Annotated in this window: 2 protein-coding genes and 1 pseudogene; all 3 read left to right on the top strand. The window is 32.4% G+C overall.

Translation table 11 applies throughout. The features are described 5' to 3' along the window. Positions 1–357 (top strand): annotated as a pseudogene (locus tag ACIQ2I_RS08880) (aerotolerance regulator BatA); the annotation flags it as partial. After that, a complete protein-coding gene (locus ACIQ2I_RS08875; RefSeq protein WP_396182052.1) occupies positions 357–2000 on the top strand; it encodes a VWA domain-containing protein in 1644 nt (547 codons plus the stop codon). The pseudogene ACIQ2I_RS08880 and the gene ACIQ2I_RS08875, both read left to right, overlap by 1 nt. Before the next feature lies 1 nt (position 2001). Next, positions 2002–2854: BatD family protein (locus ACIQ2I_RS08870; RefSeq protein WP_396182051.1), on the top strand; the 853-nt coding region annotated here is incomplete at its 3' end.

Below are 2854 nucleotides of genomic sequence, written 5' to 3'. Positions count from 1 at the left end.
GCTAGAGATTTCGGCATAAAAGTTTACACAGTAGGCGTTGGAACGAACGGAATGGCTAATTTTCCCGTAGCGAAAGACAGTAACGGAAACATTGTTTTTCAACCTCAAAAAGTGGAAATAGACGAGAAAATTTTACAAGAAATAGCAGCAATAACCAAAGGAAAATATTTTAGAGCGACTGACAACACCAAATTACAAGCCATTTATGATGAAATTGACGGTTTAGAAAAATCTAAAATTATAGAAAATCAATTGCTGCTTTTTGATGAACAATTTCGTGTTTGGTTGCTAATAGGATTGTTTTTTCTAGTGCTAGAAATGATTTTAAGCCGAACGCTATTTAAAAGTTTTATCTAATGTTTGAATTTGAATCGCCATATTATTTTATTTTACTGTTGCTAATTCCAATTGGATTGGTAGCACAGAAAGCCTATATAAAATGGCAAATGGAAAAACAAACGGCATTTAGTGAGCCACAAGCCCTTGAAAAACTACTTGTAAATTCGTCAAAACAGACCTCGCGTATTAAATTTATGCTACAAATAATGGCTGTTTTTTTTATTGTTTTAGCCTTGGTGAATCCTAAATTGGGTTCAAAAGCAGAAACTGTTCCTGCAAAAGGAGTAGAAATAGTATTTGCCATAGATGTTTCAAAAAGCATGTTGTGCGCAGACATTCAGCCCAACCGACTGGAAAAATCCAAGCAGATAATGACCCAAATTATCAATTCTGTTGGCAGCGACAGAATTGGGATTGTAGCATACGCCGGAAGTGCTTATCCTATTTTGCCTATGACAACGGATTATGAATTGGCAAAAATGTTTACACAAAGTATCAATACAGATATCATTTCTTCTCAAGGAACGGCTATTGAAAGTGCCATTGAAACCAGTGTAGCTTTCTTCGACAACCCAACTTCAGGTAAAGCTATTATTTTACTTTCAGATGGTGAAGATCACGAAAATACTTCTTTTGACGTGTCGAAATTAACTAAAGAAAAAAATGTAAAAATAATTACAGTTGGTATTGGAACTTTAACTGGCGGCACAATTAAATTTGTAGATGAATTGGGTTTTCAACAAGTAAAAAAAGACAAAAACGGACAAGTTGTAACTACGAAATTAAACGAAGAGGTGTTACAAAAAATTGCTTCGGAAACCAAAGGAATTTATTGTAATGATTCACAAATTTCAAAAGTGATTGCTACTATAAAATTGGCATTAGCATCTGTAAAACAACAAGAATTTAATGCCCAACAAGTGGCGCAAAAGCAATCGCAATTTCAGTGGTTTTTAGGTATTGCGTTTTTGTTATTACTATTAGAGTTTTTTATGATAAACACTAATTTTAACATAAAATATTGGTTTCAAAATAAACGAATGAACGTAGTTTTTATTTTATTTTTTGTTTCGACAACCGCATTGACACAAGAGAAAAAGACAGCAAATTTTCAACAAAAAGAAAAAGAATTGCGAACCATAAAAGCTAAAGAAAAAACGCAAGAACAACAAGCGGAATACAATTTAGGCAACACCATTTATAAAAATAAAAAGTATGGTGAAGCCATAACAAATTATAAAAATGCCGCTTTAATTGCAAAAAACAACTTGCAAAAACACAAAGCATTTCATAATTTAGGAAATGCATACATGCAAGACAAAAATTACAAATTAGCAGTCGCATCTTACAAAAATGCTTTAAAAGCCAAATCAAATGATGAAAAAACCAGATACAATTTAGCGTTAGCAAAAAAATTATTAAAGAAATATCCGCCAAAACCAAGCCCTAAAAAAAATAAAAAAGATAAGGAAAACAAAAAACAAAAAGACAAAGACAATTCAAACCAAAAAGAAAAGACCCAAACCAAAAAACCAAGCGCCAACAAACAACGAATGGATAACGTGCTAAAAGCAATTAGCAATGCGGAAAAAAAAGTACAAGAAAAAGTAAACGCAAACAAAACAAAAACAAACACAATTAGCACAGAAAAAGATTGGTAAAATGAACAACAAAATAAAAACAATAGTAACCTTATTGCTTTTCCCTTTTCTTTCCTTTTCACAGGTAAAATTAGAGGTAAAAGCAGAAAAAACGAACCTTAAAATTGGTGAAGTGATTCAGGTTACTTATATTTTTAACGAAGAAGGCACAAACTTTACACCGCCAAATTTTAATGGGTTTAACAAGGGTGGCTCATACGTTTCCTCCAATGAAGAATATAGTAATGGTGATTACGCCATACAACAAGTATATACTTATGTAATTCAAGCCGCTAAAGCCGGAAGTTTAATTATTTCTCCCGCAACTATTAAATTTAATCGCAAAACATATACATCTAAATCTGTTACTGTTACTGTTTCAAATGAAAAAGCGGCCGATGCCATACAGAGAAATCAAAATTCAACAAACGTATCAAAACCCGTAACAGTAAGTAAATCCATTTCTGGCGCAAATAATTTATTGTTTATTGATGTAGAAGTTAATAAAACTATAGCGTTTGTAAATGAACCAGTTGAGGTGTTTTATCGTATTTATTTGGCACCCAATTTAGAAATCGAGCTAAATAAAAACATGGTTACAAAATTTAATCATTTTTGGAGTCAAACGGAAGATGTCTCAGGTGGATGGGAACGCGCGGTAGTGAACAATAGAGTTTACAAATCGAAAATATTCAAAAAAGCCATATTGTATCCACAAAAAATAGGGAAATTAGATATATCGCCTATAACATTAGATTTAAATATTAGTTATCCAACCGGCGATGTAGACTTTTTTGGCGACCCAGAATTTGATGTAGCCCGAAGAGAAATTGTTTCAAATTCTAAATATCTTCAAGTGCGTCCTTTGCCCGAAA

The sequence above is a fragment of the Flavobacterium sp. genome (genome assembly GCF_044368995.1).
GTDB lineage: Bacteria > Bacteroidota > Bacteroidia > Flavobacteriales > Flavobacteriaceae > Flavobacterium.
This window is presented reverse-complemented; position numbering and strand designations above follow the sequence as displayed.